General features: G+C 49.5%; 20 protein-coding genes and 1 pseudogene. 15 read left to right on the top strand and 6 right to left on the bottom strand.

Features of this window, described 5'->3' with window-relative positions:
• The first annotated feature begins 1 nt into the window (after position 1).
• Genes HWY38_RS02150 through HWY38_RS02120 form a run of 7 tightly spaced genes read left to right on the top strand, consistent with a single transcriptional unit; the run spans position 2 to position 6,993 of the window.
• The gene (locus HWY38_RS02150) at positions 2-1,078 is read left to right on the top strand and encodes a polysaccharide pyruvyl transferase family protein (RefSeq protein ID WP_224181172.1); all 1,077 of its coding nucleotides are present in this window, start codon (positions 2-4) and stop codon (positions 1,076-1,078) included.
• Positions 1,075-2,109: a glycosyltransferase gene (locus HWY38_RS02145; protein WP_224181171.1), complete on the top strand. Its 1,035-nt coding sequence runs from the start codon at positions 1,075-1,077 to the stop codon at positions 2,107-2,109. Before HWY38_RS02150 ends, HWY38_RS02145 begins: the two co-directional genes overlap by 4 nt.
• Complete coding sequence (locus HWY38_RS02140; protein ID WP_224181170.1) at positions 2,106-3,623, top strand: MATE family efflux transporter; 1,518 nt, start codon at positions 2,106-2,108, stop codon at positions 3,621-3,623. The genes HWY38_RS02145 and HWY38_RS02140 overlap by 4 nt, the downstream gene beginning before the upstream one ends.
• Positions 3,620-4,228: a sugar transferase gene (locus HWY38_RS02135; RefSeq protein WP_224181169.1), complete on the top strand. Its 609-nt coding sequence runs from the start codon at positions 3,620-3,622 to the stop codon at positions 4,226-4,228. Before HWY38_RS02140 ends, HWY38_RS02135 begins: the two co-directional genes overlap by 4 nt.
• Positions 4,225-4,872 carry an acetyltransferase gene (locus HWY38_RS02130; RefSeq protein WP_224181168.1) on the top strand — a complete coding sequence of 216 codons (648 nt, stop codon included), beginning with the start codon at positions 4,225-4,227 and terminating at the stop codon, positions 4,870-4,872. The genes HWY38_RS02135 and HWY38_RS02130 overlap by 4 nt, the downstream gene beginning before the upstream one ends.
• A 4-nt stretch (positions 4,873-4,876) precedes the next feature.
• Positions 4,877-6,049: an aminotransferase class I/II-fold pyridoxal phosphate-dependent enzyme gene (locus tag HWY38_RS02125; RefSeq protein ID WP_224181167.1), complete on the top strand. Its 1,173-nt coding sequence runs from the start codon at positions 4,877-4,879 to the stop codon at positions 6,047-6,049.
• Entirely contained in the window at positions 6,028-6,993 is a 966-nt protein-coding gene (locus HWY38_RS02120) for a polysaccharide pyruvyl transferase family protein (protein WP_224181166.1), read from the top strand. The genes HWY38_RS02125 and HWY38_RS02120 overlap by 22 nt, the downstream gene beginning before the upstream one ends.
• 13 nt (positions 6,994-7,006) lie before the next feature.
• On the opposite strand, the gene yvfG is transcribed toward HWY38_RS02120, so the two are convergent.
• A complete protein-coding gene (gene yvfG / locus HWY38_RS02115; protein ID WP_003151570.1) occupies positions 7,007-7,225 on the bottom strand; it encodes a protein YvfG in 219 nt (72 codons plus the stop codon).
• A 77-nt stretch (positions 7,226-7,302) separates the two neighbouring features.
• On the opposite strand from yvfG, the gene rpoN reads away from it, so the two are divergent.
• Entirely contained in the window at positions 7,303-8,613 is a 1,311-nt protein-coding gene (rpoN, locus tag HWY38_RS02110; protein WP_223198297.1) for an RNA polymerase factor sigma-54, read from the top strand.
• Positions 8,614-8,650: 37 nt separating this feature from the next.
• Here the strand turns inward: rpoN and lutP are convergent, their stop codons facing one another.
• On the bottom strand, positions 8,651-10,327 hold the full coding sequence (gene lutP / locus HWY38_RS02105) for an L-lactate permease LutP (protein WP_044801865.1): 1,677 nt from the start codon (positions 10,325-10,327) through the stop codon (positions 8,651-8,653).
• Between the two features lie 205 nt (positions 10,328-10,532).
• Between lutP and HWY38_RS02100 the strand changes: the two genes are divergently transcribed.
• From HWY38_RS02100 to HWY38_RS02080, 5 genes are all read left to right on the top strand, one after another.
• Entirely contained in the window at positions 10,533-11,252 is a 720-nt protein-coding gene (locus tag HWY38_RS02100; RefSeq protein WP_017418877.1) for a FadR/GntR family transcriptional regulator, read from the top strand.
• A gap of 30 nt (positions 11,253-11,282) precedes the next feature.
• A complete protein-coding gene (locus HWY38_RS02095) occupies positions 11,283-12,473 on the top strand; it encodes a PLP-dependent aminotransferase family protein (protein ID WP_224181165.1) in 1,191 nt (396 codons plus the stop codon).
• 183 nt (positions 12,474-12,656) lie between these two features.
• On the top strand, positions 12,657-13,373 hold the full coding sequence (locus tag HWY38_RS02090; protein WP_224181164.1) for a (Fe-S)-binding protein: 717 nt from the start codon (positions 12,657-12,659) through the stop codon (positions 13,371-13,373).
• A 27-nt stretch (positions 13,374-13,400) separates the two neighbouring features.
• The gene (locus tag HWY38_RS02085; RefSeq protein ID WP_007407375.1) at positions 13,401-14,831 is read left to right on the top strand and encodes a LutB/LldF family L-lactate oxidation iron-sulfur protein; all 1,431 of its coding nucleotides are present in this window, start codon (positions 13,401-13,403) and stop codon (positions 14,829-14,831) included.
• Positions 14,831-15,553: a lactate utilization protein C gene (locus HWY38_RS02080; RefSeq protein ID WP_224181163.1), complete on the top strand. Its 723-nt coding sequence runs from the start codon at positions 14,831-14,833 to the stop codon at positions 15,551-15,553. Before HWY38_RS02085 ends, HWY38_RS02080 begins: the two co-directional genes overlap by 1 nt.
• 201 nt (positions 15,554-15,754) lie before the next feature.
• Here the strand turns inward: HWY38_RS02080 and HWY38_RS02075 are convergent.
• Positions 15,755-16,240 (bottom strand): annotated as a pseudogene (locus tag HWY38_RS02075) (T7SS effector LXG polymorphic toxin); the annotation flags it as partial.
• Positions 16,241-16,640: 400 nt separating this feature from the next.
• Between HWY38_RS02075 and HWY38_RS02070 the strand changes: the two are divergent.
• On the top strand, positions 16,641-17,411 hold the full coding sequence (locus HWY38_RS02070; RefSeq protein WP_045208954.1) for a putative immunity/bacteriocin fusion bifunctional protein: 771 nt from the start codon (positions 16,641-16,643) through the stop codon (positions 17,409-17,411).
• A 118-nt stretch (positions 17,412-17,529) separates the two neighbouring features.
• Positions 17,530-17,814: a hypothetical protein gene (locus HWY38_RS02065; RefSeq protein ID WP_045208953.1), complete on the top strand. Its 285-nt coding sequence runs from the start codon at positions 17,530-17,532 to the stop codon at positions 17,812-17,814.
• A gap of 326 nt (positions 17,815-18,140) precedes the next feature.
• On the opposite strand, the gene HWY38_RS02060 is transcribed toward HWY38_RS02065, so the two are convergent.
• The 3 genes from HWY38_RS02060 to HWY38_RS02050 form a co-directional block, all read right to left on the bottom strand.
• The gene (locus HWY38_RS02060; protein WP_042635503.1) at positions 18,141-19,469 is read right to left on the bottom strand and encodes a GntP family permease; all 1,329 of its coding nucleotides are present in this window, start codon (positions 19,467-19,469) and stop codon (positions 18,141-18,143) included.
• A 26-nt stretch (positions 19,470-19,495) separates the two neighbouring features.
• Positions 19,496-21,040 (bottom strand): gluconokinase, encoded by a 1,545-nt coding sequence (gene gntK / locus HWY38_RS02055; protein ID WP_224181162.1) that lies wholly within the window; start codon positions 21,038-21,040, stop codon positions 19,496-19,498.
• Between the two features lie 172 nt (positions 21,041-21,212).
• The gene (locus tag HWY38_RS02050; RefSeq protein ID WP_224181161.1) at positions 21,213-22,070 is read right to left on the bottom strand and encodes a MurR/RpiR family transcriptional regulator; all 858 of its coding nucleotides are present in this window, start codon (positions 22,068-22,070) and stop codon (positions 21,213-21,215) included.
• Between the last annotated feature and the right edge of the window lie 316 nt (positions 22,071-22,386).

Here is a 22,386-nt window from a genome sequence, read left to right as displayed (position 1 = left end):
CATGTCGATACAATCTTTAAAAATCAATCTCGCGGAATGGCTGTTGCTTAAGGTCAAATACCCGTCCCAATTTCATTTCGGAACGGCAGCGGATGGGGCGGGGCTTACAGCGGCAAGAAAAAAGATCATTCTGACGCTGCTCCCGTCCCACGATAATCTCGGCGATCACGCCATCGCCTACGCAAGCAAAACGTTTCTTGAACGGGAATATCCCGATTTTGACATTGTCGAAGTGGATATGAAGGATATATACAGATCGGCAAAAGCGCTGATCAAAAAGCGCCACCCCGATGATATGGTATTCATCATCGGCGGCGGGAACATGGGGGATTTGTACCGGTATGAGGAATGGACGCGCCGCTTTATTATCAAAACATTCCGGGAATATCGGATCGTTCAGCTTCCGGCGACGGCTCACTTTTCTGAATCAAAAAAGGGACGGAAGGAGCTGAAGCGCGCCCGAAAAGTGTACAATGCGCATCCCGACCTTTTGTTAATGGCGAGAGATGAGACGACGTATCAATGGATGAAGCGTTATTTTCCCGGAAAAACAGTGCTCAAACAGCCTGACATGGTCTTATATTTGGATAAAAGCGAGCGGCACATCCCGCGGGAAGGGATCTACCTCTGTTTACGGGAGGATAAGGAGAGTGCGCTGACGGCTGCGGACAGAACGATGGTAAAAGAAGCTTTGGCAAAAGAGTACGGCGAGCTGCATTCCTTTACCACGACGGTCGGCCGGAGGGTCAGCCGCCATACACGTGAAAAGGAGCTGGAGGCGCTTTGGAATACGCTGAAAGGCGCGGAAGCCGTCGTCACTGACAGGCTTCACGGGATGATTTTTTGTGCGCTGACGAAAACGCCTTGTGTCGTCATTCGTTCGTTTGATCATAAAGTGATGGAAGGCTATCAATGGCTGAAAAACATACCGAACATGACATTGCTTGAACGTCCAGACCCTGAAGCTGTAACGGCCGCCGTAAACCGGCTGCTCCGCGGCAAGCATGAGGAAGGCGGTTCTTTGCGAAGTGTTTATTTTGCCGGGCTGCGCTCGAAAATCAGCGGTGATGCCCAATGACCGTGCCGCTTGTGAGCGTGATCGTGCCGATGTATAAGACAGAGCCTTTTATTAAAGAATGCGCGGTTTCTTTAACAAAACAGACGCTGAGAGACATCGAAATCATTTTCGTCAATGACGGCTCACCGGATCAGTCAGGCCGGATTGCTGAACAATTCGCCGCAGAAGATGCGAGAATCCGGGTGATTCATAAAAAAAACGGCGGCCTCAGCTCGGCCCGCAATGCCGGAATAAAAGCCGCCCGCGGCCGTTATATCGGTTTTGCGGACGGCGATGACTATGTGACGGAAACGATGTTCGAGCGGCTTTATGAAGAAGCGGAGAAGAACCGGCTGGATATCGCCGGCTGCGGTTATTATAAGGAAACGCCGTCTAAGAAACGAACGTATATGCCGCCGTCCATTCCGCCGGGCCGCGTCTTCACAGCGGATGAAATGACTGCATTGCTGACCCGCGCGCACGAACATCGGTTTATTTGGTATGTGTGGCGCTATATATACCGGCGGGAATCATTGCAAGGACTGTTGTTCCATGAAGATATCCGGTTTGCCGAGGACTCTCCGTTTAACTTGGCAGCGTTCCGCCAAGCCGCGCGTGTCAAAGTGATAGATGAAGGGCTGTATATCTACCGGGAAAATCCGCAAAGTCTCACAGAAACACCGTTTAAGCCCCACTTAGATCAAGAACTGCAAAAGCAATATAAAGCGAAAATGGCTTTTTATGAGGTGAACGGGCTGACGGACGCCTGCCGGAGCGATATCGATACATATTTGTGCAAGCATCAGATTCCGATGCTGATCGCCAACGCATGCGCCGCGCCGCAGCCGTCACATCAGATTACGGCGCACATCGGCAGAATCTTAACGTATGACATGGTAAAAACGGCGGTGCGCAGGACGCCGTGCCGCCATAAACAGCTGCTGGCGGGGGAGCGCGTGGTGCTCGGCCTGTGCAAAATGCGCCTTCCTCTTCTTCTGCATGCGTTTTTCGAACGGAAATCGAAAGAGAAAGGCAGTGCGGAAGGAGCATGAAATTTGCCATTAATTTCGGCGCCAATGTGACGGCGTTTTTACTATCGGTGTTTTTATCAGTGTGGATGACGCCCTTTATTGTGAAAACATTAGGTGTGGAGGCTTTTGGGTTTGTCCATCTGACACAGAATATCATTAACTATTTCTCTATTATTACCGTTGCGCTGAGCTCTGTCGTTGTGAGGTTTTTCTCCGTCGCCGCCCACAGGGGGAACAGGGACGAGGCCAATGCGTATGTAAGCAATTATTTAGCCGCATCTGTCGTGATATCTCTATTACTCGCTGTGCCGCTCGCCGGGACGGCTTTTTTTATTGACAAGATTATGAATGTGCCGGCCGGGCTCTTAACGGATGTAAGGCTGTCCATCGTAATCGGCAGCGTGCTGTTTATGCTGACATTTTTTATGGCGGGATTCGCGACGGGGCCGTTTTTTGCCAACAAGCTTTATATCACAAGTTCCATTCAGGCCGTGCAAATGCTGGTCAGGGTGCTGTGTGTGCTCGCTCTGTTTACGTGCCTGCCGCCGAAAATATGGCAGATCCAGCTTTCGGCATTAGCGGGAGCTGTCTGTGCGGCCGTGCTGACTTTTTTCTTCTTTAAGAAATTGATTCCGTGGTTTTCTTTCAGCCGTAAAACCTTGTCATTACAAACGAGCAAAGTGCTGTTTTCGGCCGGTGCCTGGAGCTCTGTCAACCAGATCGGCGTGCTGCTGTTTCTGCAGATTGACCTCATGACGGCCAACCTTGTGCTGGGGCCGTCTGAAGCGGGTGTCTATGCGGCGATTATTCAATTCCCGCTCCTGCTCAGAAGTCTTGCCGGGACGCTTGCTTCACTGTTTGCGCCGGTTTTGACTTCCTACTATTCAAAAGGCGATATGGAAGGCCTCCTGTCTTACGCCAATAAGGCTGTGCGGATGAACGGACTTCTGCTCGCGCTTCCCGCCGCATTATTAGGAGGGCTTGCCGAACCGTTTCTGGCGATTTGGCTGGGCCCGTCGTTTGTGCAGACGGCGCCGCTTTTATATATTCACGCCGCGTATTTGGCGGTCAGTCTCTCTGTCATGCCGCTTTTTTACGTATGGACGGCTTTTAATAAACAAAAAACGCCCGCCGTCGTTACTTTATGTTTAGGCGGACTGAATGTCATATTGGCCGTGGTTCTCAGCGGACCGGCACATCTCGGGCTGTACGGCATCACCATTGCCGGGGCTGTCTCCCTCATTTTGAAAAATGCCGTCTTCACGCCGCTGTATGTTTCGCATATTACGGGCTTTCAGAAAACCGCGTTTTACAAAGGCATGTTCGGCCCGTTGGCGGCGGCCGTATTTGCCTGGGCTGTCTGCCGGGGTATCCGGCTGTTTTCACCGCTTGACAGCTGGGCCGGCCTGATCGCCGCGGGGCTTGCCGTATGCATAGGCTATGCCGTATTCGCTTTTTTCTTCATTTGTACGAAAGAAGAAAGGCGGCTTGCTTTACAGAAATGCCGAAAAGTGAAAGGAGCTGTTCAGATTTGAAGGCGAAACGTGTACTTGATATAGCGGCCGCGACGTTGTTATTGTGCGGCGCGAGCGTCATCCTTCTCTTCGCCATGGCCGCCGTCAGATGCGCCATCGGGTCTCCGGTATTGTTCAAACAGACGAGACCGGGGCATAAAGGGCGTCCGTTTACGTTGTATAAACTCAGAACGATGACGGATGCGCGTGATGAAAACGGTGTGCTGCTTCCGGATCATCTCCGTCTGACCAAAACGGGAAGGCTGATCAGAAAACTGAGCATCGATGAGCTTCCCCAGCTTTTTAATGTGCTCAAAGGCGATATCAGTCTTGTCGGCCCCCGCCCTCTGCTGATGGATTATCTTCCGCTTTACACGGCGGAGCAGGCGCGGCGCCACGAGGTGAAGCCGGGGATTACGGGCTGGGCGCAGATTAACGGGAGAAACGCGATTTCATGGGAGGAAAAATTCAAGCTCGACGTGTGGTACGTCGACAATCGCACATTTCTTCTCGACTTAAAGATTCTGCTTTTAACAGTGAAAAAAGTTCTCGTGTCAGAAGGCATACACCAAGCCGGCCATGTGACGGCAAAGCGCTTCACAGGCAGCGGAGATATGTCATCGTGAAAAAGGTCGTGCTGATCGGAAACGGCGGACACGGAAAAGTCGTGAAGGAAATCGTGCAGGCTCGTTTCGATATGGAGCTTGCGGGCATACTGGACGACGGATTCAGCGGTTTTGCCGTTCGGAACGGTTTATATACGGGCCGGACGAAAGACGTGCACATGCTTCGGAAACTCGTCCCAGAGGCCGTGTTCACGATATGCATCGGCCGCAACGGCGTCAGAAAGCAGTTCGCTGAAACGCTTGGGCTTGAAGATGATGATTATGCCGCACTCATTCACCCCGGGGCGATCGTCAGTGAAACGGCTTCCGTCGGACACGGAACGGTTGTGATGGCGGGCGCCGTCATTCAGGCGGGCGCTGACATCGGCGCCCATTGCATCATCAATACGGGCGCGGTTGCCGATCATGACAATGCAATCGGAGATTACGTCCATCTTTCACCGCGCGCGGCGCTTGCCGGCGGAGTGAAAGTCGGGGAAGGAACGCACATCGGAATCGGCGCGTCCGTCATACCGCAGATTGACATCGGCTCTTGGTCCGTTATCGGCGCGGGGGCTGCGGTTATCAGCCGAATTCCCGGCCATGTGACGGCGGTCGGCGTTCCGGCTAGCGTCATCTCCTCTATCCATAATGAAAAAGGATGATTTCATGCAAACAAACAAACGGATTTATTTGTCTCCGCCTCATATGAGCGGAAAAGAACAGGAATACATTGCAGAAGCTTTTCGTTCCAATTGGATTGCCCCGCTCGGTCCGCTCGTCAATTCGTTTGAAGCGCGGCTCGCGGAATATGCGGGAGTGAAAAGCGCGGCGGCCGTAAGCTCGGGAACGGCCGCCATCCATCTTGCCCTGCGGCTTGCGGGTGTGAAAAAAGGAGACGCTGTATTTTGTCCTTCCTTTACGTTTGTCGCCACGGCGAATCCGATTGTGTATGAGCAGGCTGAGCCCGTTTTTATTGATTCGGAATGGGAGACGTGGAATATGTCGCCCGATGCGCTTGAGCGGGCGCTGCAGGATGCAAAGCGGCGCGGCAGACTCCCGAAAGCGGTGATCGCCGTCAATCTTTACGGCCAAAGCGCGAAAATGGATGAATTAATGAGCCTTTGTGACGCATACGGCGTCTGTCTGATTGAAGACGCTGCCGAGTCCTTAGGATCAACATATAAAGGCAGGCAGAGCGGCACGTTCGGCCGTTTCGGCATTTATTCCTTTAACGGCAACAAAATCATTACAACATCGGGAGGCGGCATGCTCGTGTCTGACGATGAAGCCGCGATTGAAAAGGCGAAGTTTCTTGCGTCACAGGCGAGAGATGCCGCCGTTCATTACCAGCACAGCGAGCTCGGGTATAACTACAGGCTCAGCAACATTCTCGCGGGCGTGGGGATATCGCAGCTGGAAGTGCTTGAAGATCGCGTCCGGGCGAGGAGAGAAATTTTTCACAGGTATCGGGAAGCGCTGGAAACGTATCCGGGCATCCGCATGATGCCGGAGCTTGAAGGAACGGTTTCAAACCGCTGGCTGACGGCTCTGACGCTTGATAACGGCGTGACGCCGGAAGAAGCCGTCGCCTGTCTTGCGGAACAGAACATTGAGGCCCGGCCGCTGTGGAAACCGCTGCATACGCAGCCGCTTTTCTCATCTTCCGTCTTTTATCCTCACAGCGAACATGAACGGGTCTCTGAGAACCTTTTCAGCCGGGGCATCTGTCTGCCGTCCGGGTCTGACCTGTCTTCTGAGGAGCAGCAGCGTGTCATTGACGCACTTGCGCAACTGTTTGAAACGAAAGGGGAGAAAACATGGACAGCCGCCATGTTATGAGCCGATTAAAAGAAACGCTTACGGGTCTGCTCAGCGTTATACCGCCGCAATCTGACATCATATATGCCGACTATCCCCTCTACGGAAATGTAGGGGATTTATTGATTATGAAAGGGACGGAGGCGTTTTTTAAAGCGCACGGCATCCGCGTGAAACAGCGCTGGAATCCCGACAATTTTCAATTCGGGCGCCGGGCGGACAAAAAGACAATCATCGTCTGTCAGGGTGGCGGAAATTTCGGGGATCTCTATCCGTACTATCAGACGTTCAGGGAAAAAATCGTCAAATCCTTTCCGGAAAACAGGATCGTCATCCTGCCGCAATCCATTTATTATCAGGATGAGACACGGCTGCAAAAGACAGCGGCGCTTTTTGCGGGGCACAAGGATCTCCACCTGTTTACGAGGGATCATGTGTCATACGAGACCGCGAAACGCTTTTTTTCGGCGAATCATATTGGGCTTATGCCTGATATGGCCCATCAGCTGTATCCGATCGCGGCGTCAGCGGCTCCGTCACGCGGCAGGCTTCATTTTATCCGCACGGATGGGGAAATCAATCCGAAGCTGCAAAACAATCCTTCCGTTAAAAGCTGCGACTGGCAGGATGTGTTGTCAGCAAGCGACCGCAGGGGAATCGCTTTTTTCCAAACACTGAATGTTTTGAATAAAAAAGCGGGAAACCCGCTGCCGATTGCGCGGTTTTGGAAACGCTATTCCGATTTCTTGACGAAAAAAGCGGTTCTGTTTTTCAGCAGGTACGAATCGGTGGAAACGTCAAGGCTTCACGGGCACATCCTGTCCTCGCTTCTCGGGAAACCGAATACCGTCATTGATAATTCATACGGGAAAAACGCCAACTATTATCACACCTGGATGCACGAAGCGCCGGACGTCCGTCTGATCGGGGAAACCGCCGGCACGAAGGAAAACCTTCCGCTTTGAATGAGCGGAAGGTTTATTTTGTTTCACCGCGTTTTACTTTGTTGTACGCCTCATCCAAATGCTGAATTCTTTTGAGCACAACCGAGTTTTTCGTCAGCTGATCCTGAACAAGGGTTGAAACGACGGAACGGTAATAGCTGTTCATCGCATGAATTCGGTCTTCATTCGGATTCATTTCAATGTGCTGTGTAAAGTTTTCAATAAAATAAGGAACAGAAAAAAGTTCTGACATCTATAAAGCAACTCCTTTTAATAAGTATATACGGTATGAAACCAATCATGTACAATGAAAAAAGGGGAGTGAGCATGATGGATATCAAACTTCAGCAAACACAAATGTTAAAGCCTCAATTAACGCAAGAGCTTAAACAGGCTATCACATTACTCGGATACAATTCCGCGGAACTGGCCGGATATATTGATGAGCTCTCACTGGAAAACCCTCTGATTGAACGAAAGGAAACAGACACGCCGCCACTATCTTACCATAAAACAAATAAAAACAGGATGAAAGAACGGGACGGAAGCCAGCAGATCAGACTTACCCGCAAAACGCTGCAGGATTCGCTCAAACAGCAAGCCTTAGATATGAAGCTGTCCGATGATGAGAAAAAGATTTTCAATTATCTGATACATTCATTGGATTCAAACGGATATTTAAAAGAGGACATACCAGCCGCCGCCGACCATGTATCCGCTTCACAAGAGGAGACGGAAGCGGTTCTGAAAAAGCTTCAATCCCTTGAGCCCGCGGGAATCGGCGCCCGGTCTTTGCAGGAATGCATCCTTCTTCAGCTCCGCCGTCTTCCCGAGCGGAACGAACAGGCGGAATGGATTGCCGAAGCCTATTTTGAGCTATTTGCAAGAAAGAACTGGAAAGCGCTTACACTAAAAACGGGCATTCCGCTTAAAGACATTCAGGACATCGCTGACATAATCAGCGCGCTTGATCCGAGGCCGGGGCTCCGTTATGCGCATGAGGAGCCGGGTTTTTACGTGGAACCGGATATTTTCATCACAGTGAAAAACGGCATCATTCAAGCGCGGCTCAACAGCCGTTCGTTTCCTGACATCCAGCTTCATACCCATTATCAGCCGCTCCTGTCAGCTGCCGGGTGCCGTGACACAAAAAATTATCTGTCGGCAAAATATCAGGAATGGCGCTGGCTGAACCGGGCTTTGTCGCAAAGAAAACAAACGATCACGAGAATTATCGGCGTCCTGACTGAACGGCAGGAATCCTTTTTTCTCACAGGAAAAAGCGGAATGCAGCCGCTGACCTTAAGAGAGGTGGCGGAAACGCTGGAGCTCCACGAATCAACGATCAGCCGGGCCATCAAAGGGAAGTACGTTCAGACGCCGTACGGACTGTATGAAATGAAAACATTTTTCTCGGCGAAAGCTGAATCGTCGGGGGACGGCGGCGCTTCCAATTATGCCGTGAAAGCGCATCTGGAGGCATTGGTCGGTAAAGAAGATAAAAAGAAACCTTTTTCAGACCAAAAGCTTGCCGATCTGCTGCATGAACAATATGACATCCGAATCTCAAGGCGCACCGTCGCCAAGTACCGTGACCAATTAAATATTCCGCCGTCATCGGCGAGAAAACGGTACAGCTGAAACCTCCCCGAGCCAAACCCCGGGGAGGTTCTCCGTGTTACGGGATCATCCATGAAAACAGATGATGCTGTAAAAATGTAATGAGACAGACGAGCAGAAGCAAAAACAGACTGTGCTTAATCGTAAAGCGGAAAAGGTCGGCTTCCTTGCCCGCCAGACCGACAGCGGCACAGGCAACCGCAATGGACTGCGGAGAAATCATTTTTCCGGTGACACCGCCTGATGAATTGGCGGCGACGGAGAGAACCGGGTCCATTCCGACAGAGAGCGCCGTCACTTTTTGCAATCCGCCGAACAATAGGTTGGCCGACGTATCAGAGCCGGTAATAAATACGCCGAGCCAGCCGAGCACCGGCGAAAAAAAGGTAAACATCGCGCCCGTCATGGCAAGCGCAAGACCGAGTGTCGTGCTCATGCCGGAAGCATTCGTCACATAAGCAAAGCCGACAACAGAAACGATGGTCACGACCGGAAGCGTTAACTCTTTCACCGTTTCTATAAACGCTTCGCCCCATGTCTTCCACGACATGCCGAGGGCGAACTTGGAGATGACGGCGGCAATCAGAATCGCCGTCCCCGCTGAACCGAAAAGCTCAAGTTTGTATACGGCTTCAATCGGCGTGCCGTCCGCCTGAAGAATCTGCTGATTTACAAATGGGACGGGAGGCGTGAAGGTCAATGCACGCCCGGCTGCATTCAGCCAGGAAAGCCACATTGACGTTCCTTCGTAATGACCGGTTAATGCAGCCTTCACGCCCGGAATCCCCCAGACGGATATCATGGCCGTCAGAAGAAGGAAAGGAGACCACGCTTTAAACACCGCGGCGCCCCCGTACTTGATCGGCGCCCGGTCAGCGGCCGCTGCTGATTCCCGTTCTGCCGCGAAACGAAAGGCCGTTTTCGGTTTCCAAAATTTCAAAAACACAGCGAGCGCGGCCATGGAAACTAGCGCCGACAGCACATCCGGAAGCTCAGGCCCTAAAAAATTCGAGCTTGCGTACTGCACGGCCGCAAAGGAGACGCCGGAAACAAGAATGGCCGGCCATATCTCAAAAGCCTTTTTAAACCCGCTCATCAAAATGATTAAGTACAGCGGAATAAAGACGGATAAAAACGGAAGCTGCCGGCCGACCATTTGAGAAATTTCCATTGCCGGTATCCCGGTCGGACCTTCGACAGCGGTAATCGGAATGCCGATCGCGCCGAAGGCAACGGGCGCCGTATTGGCAATCAGGCAAATTCCCGCCGCATACAGCGGCTGAAAACCAAGTCCGACGAGCAAAGCGGCCGAGATCGCGACGGGAGCGCCGAAACCGGCGGCGCCTTCTAAAAACGCCCCGAATGAAAAGGCGATGAGCAGCGCCTGCAAACGCCGGTCATCTGTAATTGACAGCACCGAACTCCGGATAATCTCAAACTGTCCCGTTTTCACGGTGATTTTATACAGAAAGACCGATGTGACGATAATCCAGCCGATCGGAAGCAGGCCGTACACCGCTCCCTGAGAAGCGGACATCACCGCTTTTTCCGCCGGCATGCCGTAAACAAATACAGCGATTAAAAGTGAAACGGCTAACGTTAAAAGCCCCGCGATGTACCCCTTCATCCGTTTCACCGCAAGCGCCCAAAAAAAGAAGATAATCGGCACGAGCGCGCAAGCTGCCGATAAAAGCAAATTTCCCCCTAAAGGAGCGTACTCCTGTGTCCATTGCATCCCTAAAAAACCCCTCCTTATGTCATGTAAGCGATTACTTTTTGTGATAAGGTCATCTGATGACCGGGTTAATTAGCATTATATTTTGAAAGTTTTGAAAATACAATACTTTTCTTGAACAAATTGTCTGAACCTGTCGGCAACACAAAAAAAGAAGTATAATAGACGATAAACATCAAGATTCACAAGTGACGGGGTGATCGCGTTGAAATATAAACAAATTAAAACGAAAAAAATCTACGAGGAAGTCGCTGACGCATTGCTGGAGAAGATAAAAGCGGGCGAGCTTAAGCCGGGTGAAAAGCTTGATTCCGTTCAGGCGCTTTCTGAGAGTTTTCAGGTCAGCCGCTCGGCGGTCAGAGAAGCGCTGTCGGCTTTGAAAGCGATGGGGCTCGTCGACATGAAGCAGGGAGAAGGCACATACATAAGAGAATTTGAGCCGTCTCATGTTTCCCAGCCGCTTTCTTCCGCCCTCTTGATGAAAAAAGAGGATGTCAAACAGCTGCTCGAAGTCAGAAAGCTGCTTGAACTCGGCGTCGCCGCCATGGCCGCTGAAAAACGCACCGAAGACGATTTGCAAAAAATCCGCCAGGCTCTCCTGGAGATGAAAGACATTGACGGAGACGAAGAATTGGGCGAAAAAGCGGATTTCTCCTTTCACATGGCGCTGGCGGAAGCATCACAAAACGGCCTGCTCAAGCATCTCATGAATCATGTCTCCGCGCTTCTTTTGGAAACGATGAGAGAAACGAGAAAAATTTGGCTGTTTTCTAAACGAACGAGCGTGCAGCGATTGTATGAAGAGCACGAACGCATTTACAGCGCCGTCGCCGCCGGAGACGCGGATGAAGCGGAAGCCGCGATGACCGCGCACCTGACGAATGTGGAAGAAGTGCTGGGGGCTTATTTTGAAGAAAATGTATAGAAGCTGACTTGTGAAAGGGGATAACATCACATGCAGGCCGAATCTTTTTTTTCTGACCATGTAAAGAAAGCTCTGACAAACGATCCTCCCGGGGAATGGATGCCGGCAGTTCCGAAAGCGTGCATCCCCCTGCATTCCGGCTATCCCGATCCCGCACTCGTTCCTGATAAGGAGCTGAAAGAAGCCGCCGCCCGCCTTCTGGATGAGGAGCGTGATCTGCCGCTGCATTATATGGGAAGCCCGAGGACGTCCGTTTTAAAAAAGCAGATTCAAGAACGGGCAGCCATCCGCGGTATTCACTGCCGGGATAATGAGCTGCTCGTGACGTCAGGCGCCTGTCAGGCGATAGATCTGGCTGCACGGGTTTTCCTCGATGAACAAACCGCCGCTGCCGTTGAAGCGCCGGTCTACATGGAAGCGCTCGAGATTTTTAAAAATTATACACCGCATATCATGAGCATTCCGACAGATCAAGAGGGCCTGCAAACAGAAACATTAGCGTTCATGCTTGAGGAAAGAAAACGAAAAGGGCTTCTGCTTCCCCGTCTTCTCTACACGATACCCGCTTTTCAGAATCCTGCGGGAACCGTAATGTCAGCGAAGCGGAGAACACGCCTGCTTCAGCTTGCCGAAACATATGATTTTCTCATCTTGGAGGATGATGCATACGGCGAGCTCGGATTCACCGATATTCCGCCGCCCTTAAAAGCCATGGATCAAAACGGCCGGGTGCTGTACGCCGGTTCATTATCAAAAGTCATCGCCCCGGGTATGAGGATCGGCTGGATTGCAGGGGACGCCGCATTCATCACGGCATTGTCATGGTTAAAAAAAGACTTAGGCCACCCGTTTTCCCAAGCGGTGACCGCCGTCTATCTGGAACAAACGAATGTTGAAAAACGGCTCGCCGTCTTGCGGGAAGCATATCAAACCAAACGTGACGTTTTGCTCGCCGCATCAGAGAGATATCTTCCGAAATCCGCATCCTGGCACGTGCCTGAAGGCGGTTACTTTGTATGGGTGAAAGCGCCGGGAGCGGATACATCCGCAATGCTGGCGAGGGCTCTTTCTCACGGCGTTTCCTATGTACCCGGTAAATATTTTTTTCTGCATCAGGAAGACGGTGCCGAATATCTTCGCCTGTCGTTCAGTTATGCCGGTAAAGCCGCGATAAAAGAGGGTGTGCAAAAACTGGGACGTCTGCTGGAAAACGGGATGTAGAGCAGCTCGAGGAGCTTTCGGGCTTCTCTTTTTTTTGTCCCCTTCAGCGCATCGGACGAAAGGATTTTTCAGAAAAACCTTCCAATCCATATTCAGAATAGTGTAGGATATTCATAGAGCTTTTCCTAAAAACAGGTCATCAGATGACCGGATCACATATTGAGGATGAAAGAGGGGTTCATCATGAAAGTCTCATTATTTGTCACGTGCCTTGTGGATATGTTCCAGACCAATGTCGGAAAGGCGACGGTTGAGGTGCTGGAACGGCTCGGGTGTGAGGTGGATTTTCCCGAGGGGCAGATTTGCTGCGGGCAGCCCGCATACAACAGCGGGTATGTGACGGATGCGAAAAAAGCGATGAAGCGGATGATTACCGCGTTTGAAGAAGCGGAGTACGTCGTCAGTCCGTCAGGTTCCTGTACGACGATGTTCCGTGAATATCCGCATCTGTTTCAGGACGATCCGAAGTGGGCGGCAAAAGCGCAGCAGCTTGCGGACAAAACATATGAGTTAACAGATTTTATCGTCAACGTTCTCGGGGTGGAGGATGTCGGGGCGGTGCTGCAAAAAAAAGCGACAGTCCATACATCGTGCCACATGACGAGGCTGCTCGGCGTGTCGGAGGAGCCGATGAAGCTTTTGCGCCATGTCAAGGGGCTCGAGCTGACCGCGCTTCCCGGAAAGCACCAATGCTGCGGATTCGGAGGAACATTTTCTGTGAAAATGGCGCAAATCTCTGAACAAATGGTGGATGAGAAGGTCGCCTGCGTGGAAGACACGGAGGCCGAGGTGCTGATCGGGGCGGATTGCGGATGTCTGATGAATATCGGAGGGCGTCTTGACCGTAAGGATAAAAACGTCAGAGTCATGCACATCGCCGAAGTGCTGAACAGCAGATAAGACGAGAATCAACAAGGGGGGAAAATCATGGCGATGAAAATCGGTACCGCCGCTTTTAAAGAGCGGGTATCAGAAGGAATAGATAATGAGTTTATGAGAGGAGCCGTCTCCGGAGCGCAGGAACGGCTCAGGACAAGAAGGCTTCAGGCGGCCGAAGAATTGGGAAACTGGGAGGATTGGCGTTCCCATGCGGAAGAAATCAGACAGCATGTGCTGGACAATCTTGATTTCTATTTGGAACAGCTCGCCGAAAACGTCGCCAACAGAGGCGGACATGTCTTTTTCGCCGAAACGGCGGAAGAAGCGTCTTCCTATATCCGCGATGTCATCCGGCAGAAAAACGCCAAAAAAATCGTAAAATCCAAATCCATGGTGACAGAAGAAATCAATATGAACGAAGTGCTTGAGGAAGAGGGCTGTGAAGTCACAGAAACGGATCTCGGCGAATACATTCTCCAGATTGACGACCACGATCCGCCGTCACATATCGTTGCTCCCGCTCTTCACAAAAACAAAGAGCAGATCCGTGACGTGTTTAAAGAGAGACTCGAATATAAACAGACGGAAAAACCGGAAGAGCTCGTCATGCACGCGCGCAGCGTTCTCCGGAAAAAATTTCTCGAAGCGGATGTCGGCATTACAGGCTGCAACTTTGCAATCGCGGATACCGGATCGGTCAGTCTCGTGACGAACGAAGGAAACGGCCGCCTTGTGTCCGCGCTGCCGAAGACGCAGATCACCGTGATGGGAATGGAACGGATCGTTCCTTCATTTTCTGAGTTTGAAGTACTTGTCAGCATGCTGACGAGAAGCGCCGTCGGCCAGCGGCTTACAAGTTACATTACGGCGCTGACGGGACCTCGTCAGCAAGGAGAAGCTGACGGGCCTGAGGAATTCCACCTCGTGGTTGTGGACAACGGGCGTTCCCGCATACTCGGCACGGAATTTCAATCGGTGCTGCAATGTATCCGCTGCGCCGCCTGCATCAACGTCTGTCCCGTGTACCGGCATGTCGGCGGACACTCGTACGGGTCCATCTATTCGGGTCCGATCGGCGCCGTCTTATCACCTCTTCTCGGCGGATATGACGAATACAAGGAGCTCCCGTACGCATCTTCCTTATGCGCGGCCTGTACGGAAGCGTGTCCCGTTAAAATTCCGCTGCACGAGCTGCTGCTCAAGCATCGGCAGAACATCGTGGAAAAAGAGGGCAAAGCGCCGATCAGCGAAAAACTGGCGATGAAAGCCTTCGGGCTCGGCTCGTCATCCCCGTCCCTTTATAAAATGGGATCGAAATGGGCGCCTGCCGCCATGACGCCGTTTACGGAAGATGACAAAATATCAAAAGGGCCGGGGCCGTTAAAAGAATGGACGGCAATACGGGATTTCCCGGCGCCGCATAAATCGAGATTCAGAGATTGGTTTAAAGACCGGGAAAAACAAAAGGGGGAAGAATGATGATGAAAGGGACGGTTACACATCAGGAATCCTTTTTAAACCGGATCGCCGAAAGTCTGGGCAGAGAGCGCAGGAAATCAGGCGTGTCCCTGCCTGAATGGAAGTATCAGCCACAATATCAAACGCATGCTGACTGTACGGAAGACGATCTTGTCACGATGCTGAAAGACCACTGCGTCAACATTCATACCGAACTGATCGAAACGGATGCAGCCGGGCTTTACGACGCTTTGCGCACGCAGGTGAACCGCTTTAAAGGAGGGCCTGTCATCATTCCGAAGGACAGCCGGTTTGAAACGTACGGCTTGCAGACCCTTATGACAGAAGAGTGGCCGGACGAAGGGATTCCCGTTTGGGAATGGGACGCGGAACAAGGAGCGAAAAATATTGAAAAAGCGGAACAAGCGAATGTGGGCATCACATTCAGCGAGATCACGCTTGCGGAATCAGCCACCGTCGTTTTGTATGCGTCAGAGCATGCCGGCCGTTCCGTCAGCCTGCTTCCGACCACCTATATCGCAATCATCCCGAAATCTTCCATTGTGCCGAGAATGACACAGGCCAGCGATATACTGAAACAGCAGATCAGAGACGGCGTCACCGTTCCTTCCTGCATCAACTATATTACTGGACCGAGCAACTCGGCCGATATCGAAATGGATTTGGTTGTCGGCGTCCACGGACCCGTTAAAGCCGCTTATATCCTTGTGAATGACCGATAAAAAAACAAACCCCGGTTTTCTGATATGATCCCCTCATAGCAGACAGAAAAAAGAAAGCATACTGATCTGTCTGCAATGGAGGGGGTTTTTTATGGGGAAAATACGTAAAACTTATGATATTCACTTTAAGAAAAAAGTTGTTGATCTTCACCTAAATGATGGGATGGGTTATCAGACAATCGCCAGAGAAATGAACATTGAAGTAACAAGTGCTTCGTCCACGCTTCCTAATTTATCGACTGTTTTTTTACGTTTGTCCTCTGCATCTGCAAGTTCGTCTTTGAAGTCTTCTGTCGAGAACAATTCAAGCGGAAGAATATCATTGATATCAAGCAGGATACCTTTCATCGCTTTCTTCTGTTCAGACATAATGGATTTTGACTTGGTGCAGGCGTTAGCCAGCTCGTGTTCCAGCAAGGATTCTTCTATGTATGCGTCAGACAAGCTGGCGTCCTCTAAAGCGCCTGAAATGCTTGTCAAAAAAGCAATTTTCATATCAATTAGATCAATCCAATTGTCAGCCACATCAGCGTGATCTTGATAAAATACTTTGATGTTGTCAGCGCCTTTTCCGGAAAACTCACTGTCATCTAAGTCAGCTACGGCTTTGAAGGCTTTTTTAAGATTGACCATCTGGCTTCTTAATTCTTTGTATTCTTTTGCCCGTTTATCTGCCTCTGATAGCAGTGTTTTTGGCTTCCAATACTTTCATATTCATATCCTTTTGTTTAAATGGATCAACAAGATCTTACCATGGGGCAATGAAGAAACAGACGAAATGTGATACAAAAGTAAGAAATGATCAATTTGATCCGTGTTATTTTATCTTTTGCGATCTTTTGTTTTGAAACCGACGCCGATGTCTCAGCAATTTCACCTGATGTATGGGTTTTCTATGATTGTATTTACGAACGAAAAGAAAGTGCATATAGACAGTTTTTTGACAGTGAAAATAAAGTCCGCTTATTTTAAAAGAGACATTTTTGAAAATTTAATAGAATTATCTGTTTTTTTGTTGATTTCAAATTGGGAATAAGTTACAATCTTCATGTAATCACCTAAAATATGGAAAAGTGGGAGGTATTTGATGGGTAAGAAAGGCTTTTTTTCACTGTTAATGGCTTTCACACTTACATTAGTAACGATTTTTTCTTTTAATACTAGTGTTAAAGCTAATTCAAATGTTTTAGGGAAAGCAAAAACAAATTGTACGTCATGCCAATCAGGGGTTCCTGAGTCATCGGGACCATTAGAAGATCAACAAAAAGCAAAAGAAATTGTCTATGCCTCAAAGGAATTCAAACAAAACAAGTTGGTGAAAAAACCAAAAAACAGCTTCTTTGGACTTTCAAATGAACAAAATGAAGAGATTGTAAATGTAAAAGAAGGCATGGCTGTGGTAACAATTCCTGTTGATGATATGGAGTCTGGATTAACATCAGCACAATATTTTGTTGATCTGAAAACTGAACAAATATTCGATACCATTGAAACTTACATTACATTTGATGAATCAGAAAAACTTCTTAATTTACAAATAAAACAATCCGGTAAAGTTGTCGAAGATGTAAACTTAACAGAAGGCGGAAAAGTCAAACTGGATAATGGAACAGAAGTTTCTGTAGAAGATTACTTAAAGGATTCAAAAGATTCTGCGGAAGAAACAAAAGCATCAACTATGATGAGCTGCAGAGCGGCTGTATCTTGGTTATATGATATAGCAAATGGAGGCTCTTGTGCTCTTTCTTGCTTAAGAATTGCGGCCATCAACCTAGCAATTGGTATTGGTTGCGGAACAGTTTGTGTTATTATCAAGCACAACTCAAAAAGCAAAGCAATAAAATTAATTTGCGGATAATTAAGGAGGGGGGGAAGAAATACCCCTCTTTTTTATCATTATAACGATGCATTGAAAATGATTAGGCGCATATTATAAGATTTAGGAAATATTGTTATAAGGTGGTTTTGAACAACTCATGAACAGTATTCAAAAAGAAACTGAAAAGAGCAATGCATCTAGGGACTGGTTGATTTATATCACAGTATCAGTAATCTTTTTAATAGCAGTATCGATATTTAGCTTTTTTGAGTCGGAAGTTGATTTTAACGTTATGGCTCTCCGATTATTTGATGCTTTGATCAGCTGTATCTTGGTTATAAACGGTCTTTATTTTATGCAGAAAAACAAAGGGATAGCGGTCGTTTCCTTCCTTTTAGGAATAATTAATCTAGGGATATTAGCTGTTCTTTTGTTTCGTTAAAGAAAGAAGAGCCCAGCGTATAGTGATATGATCCCCTCATAGCAGACAGAAAAAAGAAAGCATACTGATCTGTCTGCAATGGAGGGGATTTTTTATGGGGAAAACACGTAAAACTTATGATCTTCACCTAAATGATAGGATGGGTTATCAGACAGCTGAAGCAGTTCAAGAAGCAGTATGTAAATATATTCATTTTTACCAACCATCAACGGTTCCAAAAGAAGTGAAACAACCTGAGCCCATATCAATACAGGACTCAGGCTGCTTCGTGTCTTTTTAACACTGTCTGCTTGACAGGGGTCACTTCATGCGGCCGGGGTTTGTTTTTATATAAACGCGTTAATGATCATGATAAAACAGATCGCACTGACAGAAATAATCGTTTCCATCGCCGTCCATGTCAGGAACGTTTCTTTTACCGTCATTCCGAAATACTCTTTTATGAGCCAGAAACCGGAGTCATTGACATGTGACAGAATCAAAGAGCCCGCTCCCGTTGCCAAAACGAGAAGCTCGCTGCTGACGCCCGGCATGACAGATGCAATCGGAGCAACAATGCCGGCCGCCGTCATCATGGCGACAGTCGCTGAACCTGTGGCGACACGGATGACCGCCGCGATGGTCCAGCTTAAAAGAACGGGAGAGAAGCTTGAGTGCTTCGCCATGTCAGCGATATACGTGCCGACGCCTGAATCAATCAGGACGTTGTTAAAAGCGCCGCCGGCTCCGATCACAAGCAGAATGGAAGCGATCGGTCCCAGACAGTCATTGCTGAATTTTAAAATGCTTTCCCTGTCAAAGCCCTGATAAAAACCAAGGCTGAAAAAGGAGTAAACCGTGGCGATCAAAAGCGCCGTGACAGGGTCGCCGATAAATTTAAAAGTTTCATAGAGCGTGTTTTTTTCCGGAAGCGCAATTTCGGCAAGCGTTGCCATAAGCATCAGGATCACCGGTACCAATATCGTAAACAATGTATTTGCGAATCCCGGAAGCTTGCGTTTTTCATTCCGTTCAATAAATTGTTTTTTCAACAGTTCGGGAACGGGTTTGTGAATGCGCTTACCAATCCATTTTCCGTAAAGCGGCCCCGCGATGATGGCAGTCGGAATGCCGACGATTAAAGAAAACAAAATCGTTTTTCCGACATTGGCGTGATAAATGCCGACAGCTGCCATCGCCGCCGGGTGGGGCGGAACCAATCCGTGCACGACGGAAAGCCCCGCAAGGAGCGGAATCCCGATCGTCACTAATGAAACCCCGGTTTCAATTGCAATCGTAAACAAAAGCGGCACGAGCAGGACGAAGCCGACCTGGAAAAAGACCGGGATGCCGACGATAAAAGCGACGGCCATCATCGCCCAATGCACTTTCTTTTTGCCGAAGCGGCCGATCAGGGTGTGGGCGATCCGCTCCGCACCGCCTGATTCAGCCATCATTTTTCCGAGCATCGTACCGAGGGCCAGCACGATCGCAAGCAGCGACAGCGTATTGCCGAGCCCGGTTTTCATCGAAGCGATAATGTCCGGCAGATTCATGCCCGTTGCGAAACCGACAAGGATGGATGTAATCAGCAGACTGATAAACGGATTTAATTTAGCGACCGTAATCAATAAGAGTAAAACGATAATAGCGGCAATGACAATAAACAGTAACATGACCTTTTCACCCTTTCAAAGAAGAATTAACGGCTTTGTTTGAGCTGAAATTCACTGATGACGTCAAATTCATCTTTGAGCTTGTCATACAGCCGCTCGTATAAGTAAAACAGCTCAATATATGTTTCGCTGTTTTTGACGTTCGGTTCATGGCGGTGAGAAATTCTGATCCAGTCCTGAACATCCTCGATCCGTTCCATTTCGCCAAGGCTGTGCAAAGCGAGGACGGCCGCTCCGAGCGCCGAGGCTTCGTAACTTTCCGGAACGAGGACTTCCCGTCCCATCGTATCGGACAAAATCTGCCTCCACAGCGGCGATCTCGCAAATCCTCCCGAAGCCCGCACGTCTTTTGAGGGGCCCGCCAAATCTCTCAGTGCGATACCGATTGAAAAGACGCTCATGATGACGCCTTCCAGCACCGCTCTGATAAAATGCTCCCGTTTATGGCGGAGGCTGATGCCGAAAAACGTTCCGCGGGCATTCGGATTCCAAAACGGCGCGCGCTCCCCTGATAAAAACGGCAGAAACAGCAATCCCTCAGAGCCTGCGGGCACTTTATCAGCGATATCAATCATTAAATCATACGGATCAATGCCGAGCCGCTTCGCCGTTTCGACTTCCGGAGAAGCGAATTCGTCTCGAAGCCAGCGCAGCATAATGCCTCCGTTATTCGTCGGGCCTCCGATGACCCAATGCTTGTCAGTCAGCGCGTAACAGAATGTCCGCGCTTTTTCATCCGTAATCGGCGCATCCGTCACCGAACGCACGGCTCCGCTTGTTCCGATCGTAACGGCCACTTCGCCTTTGCCGATCGCGCCGACTCCAAGGTTGGCGAGCACGCCGTCATTTGCGCCGATAATAAACGGTGTATCCGCATGAATGCCCATCCGTGCAGCGATTTCCGGCGCAAGGCCGCGCAGCTGATGAGTGGTCGGCACGATGTCCGACAGCTGATCTTCCCGGATTCCGGCAATCCGGAGCGCTTCTTCATCCCAGGAAAGCGTATCTAAACGGAACAGCCCCGTTGCCGAAGCGATCGAATAATCGACGACATAAGTTCCGAAAAACTCGTGCAGAATATATTCTTTAATACTAATGAATTTGGCGGTTTTCGCGAATGTCTCCTTGTCCTGTTCTTTCATCCACACAATTTTGGAAAGCGGAGACATCGGGTGAATCGGCGTACCCGTTCTTTTATAAATATCAAAACCGTTCATCTCTTTTAAAATCCGTTTTGATTGCTCGGCGCTGCGGTTGTCCGCCCAAATGATGCTTTTGGTCAGCAGGCCGCCGTTTTGATCGACAGCTATCAATGAGTGCATGGCGGTGCTGATGCCGATTGCAAGCAGATTGTCAGGGCTCAGTCCGGCCTTTGTGACGGCGCCCCTGATGCTTCCGATCACCGCTTCCAAAATGTGCTCAGGATCCTGCTCGGCCCATGCCGGCTTTGGCTGTATTAAATCATAGTGAACCGAATGCTTGGCTAACACTTTGCCTCTTGGTCCGAACAGAACGGCTTTCGTACTGGTCGTGCCGATATCCAGACCGATAACAGCTTGGGTTTCCTTCATAATATATCCCGCCTAATCTGATTGAATAATAAGATAGATTGATAATGTATGCCCTTACAAAGTCAATTATAGGAATAATTTTTTTATAAATCAACGATGAAGAAGAAAAATTTTTTCATAAAATTGCCTCAATTCCCGCTGTATCGGCATTTTCTCTTTTGAAAAATAAATATTACAAACGTTTGTGCGCGATCATTTTTCTGATTTGCTGCAAGTTGGCGAGCGTTTTCTCCTGCCGCAGCCGGGCCGTGGCGAAATACAGTGTATCAATGACCGACAGCTGGGCAAGCCTTGCGGACATTGCTTCCGTTCTGAAAGCCGTCTCCCTTGTTGAGGTATACAGCACCACGTCGGAAATCTGGGTGAGCGGCGACTTTTGGTAGCTTGTAATGCCGATCGTGCCGGCGCCGAGCGATTTGGCCGTTTTCACCGCGTCGAGCACGTCCTTGTTGCTTCCCGAATGAGAAATGCCGATGACTGCGCTTTCGGGACCGAGAAGACCCGCTGACATCGCCTGAAAGTGAGAATCCGTGTGCGCGATGCAATTTATACCCGTACGCATAAATTTATGATACGCGTCTGTGGCGATCAGCCCGGAACCGCCGTTTCCGTAAAATTCGATTCTGTCTGCGCGGTGGATCATTTCTGCCGCTTTTTCAACGTCGGCCGGATCTAATAAATGAAAGGTATCGGTCAGCCCGGAAATGTTTGTGCGGAAAACTTTCTGGATGATGACTTCGATATCGTCGTCGGGGCTCATTTCTTCATGAATGTGCTGCACCGGCTCCTGAACGATCTCCTGAGCAAGCGCGATTTTTAAATCCTGATAGCCGGAAAAACCGAGCCGTTTGCACAGCCTGAAAATCGTCGCTTCAGAGCTTTTCGTTTTTTCCGCCAGCTGAATGATGGAAAGGTGAATCACGTCTTTCGGTTCCTTCACGATATGGTCTGCAATCGCTCTCAATTTTGGCGACAAACCTTTGCTGGCCGCCTGAATCTTCCCGATGCTGCTTGAATTCACAGGGGTCATGCTATAACCTCCCTACTCGAATGTAAACGCATACTTTTATGATAAAGCAAGTTCTGTCATAAGGGAATCAGGTTTTGTTTTCTTTACCGCAAATGAAAGAAAAGAGAAAAGTATATCGGGGACATCGCCTCAATGACACTTCATACATCCGATTTTTACAAAAAGTGATCGTTCTCTGGAAAGTGCCGGTGCCAAGTCGCCGGCCATAAGTCAAACTCATGATGGTAAGCTGCCCTGTTACAGTCCAGTTTCTAGTGAGTTGCCAGCGCTTGAAGTTCCAGATGAGTTTCTTCAAATTAGTGTTCCGCCATTAGCA

The sequence above is a fragment of the Bacillus sp. KS1 genome, from assembly GCF_020075515.1.
In the GTDB taxonomy this organism is placed as follows: Bacteria; Bacillota; Bacilli; order Bacillales; family Bacillaceae; genus Bacillus; species Bacillus velezensis.
This window is presented reverse-complemented; position numbering and strand designations above follow the sequence as displayed.